Origin of the sequence: Faecalibacterium sp. DFI.5.82, from assembly GCF_029076575.1 — a bacterium.
Classification (GTDB): Bacteria; Bacillota; Clostridia; order Oscillospirales; family Ruminococcaceae; genus Faecalibacterium; species Faecalibacterium duncaniae.
Map to the genome: position 1 here is coordinate 1 of NZ_JARFIS010001176.1, position 287 is coordinate 287.

Consider the following 287-nt stretch of genomic DNA (forward strand, 5'->3'; position numbering starts at 1 on the left):
TTTCAATGTCAGCATCAAACGCCTCCCAGCAGAAAAAGAAGTGCGGTTCCTGTTACGGCCAGCCCGAAAAAGAGTGCGATACAGGCAATCAAACACCGGACAGCGGAAGCAAAACAGGTAAGCAGTGCCTGTCCACGGTTGTTTCCGGTCAGGCTGCACAGCGTCCCGCAGAGAACGATACATCCCAGATGTGCAAGCATCCCGATATACAGTGGCAGAAACTCAGCCAAGAAAATCAGGATATCGGCCATTCCAAGGCCGCTTTTGAGCAATTGGATGCCTGCCAG

General features: G+C 52.3%; 1 pseudogene. It reads right to left on the reverse strand.

Annotation, left to right across the window (positions count from 1 at the left end):
* Nucleotides 1–14: 14 nt before the first annotated feature.
* Nucleotides 15–287 (reverse strand): annotated as a pseudogene (locus P0G09_RS20615) (stage III sporulation protein AE); the annotation flags it as partial.